Genomic DNA, 3,356 nt, shown 5'->3' on the forward strand with positions numbered 1-3,356 from the left:
CCGACGTCGCGCAGTAGAAACCACCCGGCGACAGCGCATTCCCTCGGACGTGCACACACAGGTACCGTTCGGGCACCTGCGGTAAGGAGCTCGGGATGGCCAGCTACGGGCTCGATCGTGTCGTGACCGGCATGCTCGACGCGATGTGCCGCCGCATGTGGGGCTTCCCCGCGCGGATGATGCCGGTGGCCGTCGATCGGATGGGCCCGCTGCCCGCGCTGCGCTGGTTCGCCCGCAACATGCCCCGCTTCCTGCGCACCCGGCACGTGCTGGGCCCCCTGCGCACCCACCTGGCCTGCGTCGTGATCTCGCTGCACAACAGCTGCACCTACTGCGCCTACGGCCACGCCTACGCCCTCGAGCTGATCTACCTGCGCGATCGCGACCGGCTCTTCCCGCTCGACGCCCACACCCTCTCGGGCTGGCTCGGCCTGGAGCCGCAGGAGCTCTCCTCCCGGTTGCGCGGGCTGCTGCAGGACGCCGGTCTGCACCGCGAGGTGCTCTGGCTCGACACCACACTCGCCCTGGCCCAGGGCGCCGCCCCCGTCGACCACGAGGAGGCGCGGCTGGCGCACCTCGTCCAGATGGTCGGCACCATGAACCGGGTCGCCACCAGCAGCGGCGTCGAGCCCGACGAGGCGCACGACCCGATCAACAAGGACGCCGATCTCAAGGAGCGCCTCTCGGCGCTGCGGGCCGTGGTGGGCTGACCCTCCGGCGCTGATGTTCGGCGACGACCACGCTCGCCACCTGCGACGACGGGTCCGCCGCCGTCAGCACCGCCTCGCCGCGGCGCGGCGCAGCCCAACGGCCGAGCCGCCGCCCGAACGCCGTGGAGACGCGGCACGCAGCCGGAGTCCGGGCATGGCGCAAGTGGCCTGGACCTGCACGCGGAGATGGCGGGCCGTTCAGCGCGGTCTGTGACGAACGGTCGAGAGACGGGAAGCTTCGGCTGCGCGTCGGCACAACCGCGCCGTCACTCCCACGGCCGCGCGGCCAGCATCGCCAGGTGCAGGGCCACGAGCGTCTCCTCCAGATCCGGCAGCTCCGCGGTGCGGTCCTCCCGCACGCAGGTGCGCACGAGCTGCGTCGTGGCCCCGCCGACCGCGAGATAGGCCTCGAACGGCACCCGTGGCCAGCCGGGTCGTTGCGGCAGCGCGTGCTGGTGCCAGGCCCGGTTGAGCTCGGCGAACTGGCGCTGCGCGGCCTCGATGTCGGGCCAGGCGTGCGGGCCCGCCCCGGGCATCTCGACGTAGAAGATGCGGGTGAAGGCGGGCTCGGCGGCGAGGAAGCGCAGGTAGGCGCGCAGCCCCGCCCGCAGCTCGTCCTCCGGCTCGGTTCCCGGCGGGAGCTCCCGCGTGGCGCTCCGGACGGAGCCGACGAGCAGCCCCCACCCGTGGGCGCTCGCCGCCCGCAGGCAGGCGTCCTTGTCTGCGAAGTGCTGGTAGAAGGCTGCGCGCGAGACCTTGGCCGCGCGCACGATGTCGGCGACGGTGGCGGTCCGGAAGCCCACGTCGGCCACCACCGACACGGTGGCTGTGATCAGCCGCAGCCGCTGGGCCGCGGACACCTCCGACGCCGGCAGGCTCGACCGGCCCCGCGGCAGCCCCGGCTCCGCGTCGTGGGTCCGCGCGAGCGATCCCCCTTGTGGCACGTCCACTCCAGTTCTAACGTACGCGGGCGTACTCCTGATCGTGACCGGGCACACACCGCTTCAGGAAGAGGCTTCATGGTCGCTGCTGAGCTTCCCACCAACCCCGTTCTCGGCGCCCTCTGGCATCGCAGGCTCGAGCACTACCCCGACACCCGGCCGAGGATGGTGCAGCTCGGCATCGTCGTGGTGGCCACGATCGTCCTCTACTACGAGGCGTACGTGGCCAGCGCGGTGGCCCCGTCGATCATCGCGTCGTTCGGGATGAGCTTCCCCTACTACGTCTACATCACCGTGGTGGCCAACGCGGTGGGCGCGTTCGCGTCGCTGCTCGCGGGGCTCGCCGACCGTTGGGGCCGCGCCAACCTCGTGGCGTACGGGCTCGGCCTCACCGGGCTGCTCACGGCGTTCGCGCTGCCCAACGCGCCCACGGCGTTCACGTTCGGGCTGCTCTCGGCGGTGGTCGGGTTCGTCGAGGGGATCATCCTCGTGGCCACGCCCGCCCTGGTCCGCGACTACTCCCCGCAGATCGGGCGTGCGTCCGCGATGGGGTTCTGGACGCTCGGGCCGGTGGTCGGCAGCCTCGTCGTCGCGGCGGTGTCCAGCAGCACGGTGGCCGCGCTGCCGAACTGGCAGGCGCAGTACGTGATCTGCGGGATCGTCGGGCTGGTGGTGTTCCTGATCGCGCTGGTGGGCCTGCGCGAGCTCTCGCCCAACCTGCGCGACCAGCTCATGGTGAGCCACCAGGACCGCGCGCTGATCGAGGCCCGCGCGGCCGGCGTCGACGTCGAGCAGGACCGCCCGTGGCATCAGGTGCTGCACCTCGACGTGATCGGCTCGGCGTTCGCCGTCGCGGTCTTCCTGATCATCTACTACACGGCGGTCGGGTTCTTCACGATCTACTTCACGACGATCTTCGGCTTCGGCCTCGCGGAGGCCAACGGCATCGGCAACTGGTTCTGGGCGTTCGACGCGATCGCGCTGATCCTCGTCGGGATCGTGTCCGACCGGCTCGGGGTGCGCAAACCGTTCATGCTGGTGGGCGCCGTGGCCAGCGTGATCATGACGATCATCTTCCTGACCCGCGGCCCCGGCACGTCGTACACGGCACTGGTGGTGATCACGAGCCTGACCGCGGTGTCGCTGGGCATCGCGTACGCACCGTGGATGGCGAGCTTCACCGAGACCGTCGAGCGGCGGAACCCGGCGCTCATGGCCACGGGCCTCGCGGTCTGGGGCTGGATCGTCCGCGTCGTCGTCGCCGTCTCGATCTTCATCCTGCCGTTCGTGGTCAGCTCGATGACGCCGCTCGTGCAGTACGGCGCGGAGGTCAAGGCGCTCTCGACGCAGTACGCGCCGCAGCTGCAGACGATCGCCGCCGTCGACCCGGCCACCCTGGCCGCGCTGCCCACCGACCCGGCCGCCGGCCCCGCCGCCGTGGGTCAGATCGCGCAGAAGCTCCAGGTCGACGCCGCGACGGCCACCGCGCGCCTGCAGGCCGTGGCCGCCGTGCCGCCGCAGGACCTGGCGTTCCTGAAGGAGCACGGCACCGAGGTCGCGGCGGCGGCCGAGCAGAGCGCGAGCCAGTGGCGCACGTGGTGGTGGGTGTGCGTCGGTGGTGAGCTGCTGTTCATCCCGTTCGTGTTCGTGATGTCGGGCCGTTGGAGCCCGCGGCGGGCGCGGGAGGACGTGGCCGAGCACGAGC

At 71.8% G+C, this 3,356-nt stretch carries 3 protein-coding genes; 2 read left to right on the top strand and 1 reads right to left on the bottom strand.

Annotated elements, in window-relative coordinates; translation table 11 throughout:
* The first annotated feature begins 95 nt into the window (after positions 1–95).
* Complete coding sequence (locus JWR81_RS09670; RefSeq protein WP_297649613.1) at positions 96–710, top strand: hypothetical protein; 615 nt, start codon at positions 96–98, stop codon at positions 708–710.
* A gap of 266 nt (positions 711–976) precedes the next feature.
* Here the strand turns inward: JWR81_RS09670 and JWR81_RS09675 are convergent, their stop codons facing one another.
* Positions 977–1,654 carry a TetR/AcrR family transcriptional regulator gene (locus tag JWR81_RS09675; RefSeq protein WP_297649615.1) on the bottom strand — a complete coding sequence of 226 codons (678 nt, stop codon included), beginning with the start codon at positions 1,652–1,654 and terminating at the stop codon, positions 977–979.
* Between the two features lie 75 nt (positions 1,655–1,729).
* Between JWR81_RS09675 and JWR81_RS09680 the strand changes: the two genes are divergently transcribed.
* Positions 1,730–3,356, top strand: a 1,627-nt coding sequence (locus tag JWR81_RS09680) for an MFS transporter (protein WP_297649617.1), incomplete at its 3' end; no start/stop codon positions are given.

The organism is Pseudonocardia sp. (assembly GCF_025965585.1).
In the GTDB taxonomy this organism is placed as follows: Bacteria; Actinomycetota; Actinomycetes; order Mycobacteriales; family Pseudonocardiaceae; genus Pseudonocardia.

Bases quoted from the DNA above. Each gene is read 5' to 3' on its own strand.
- JWR81_RS09670 (WP_297649613.1), top strand. From the start codon at position 96: ATGGCCAGCTACGGGCTCGATCGTGTCGTGACCGGCATGCTCGACGCG.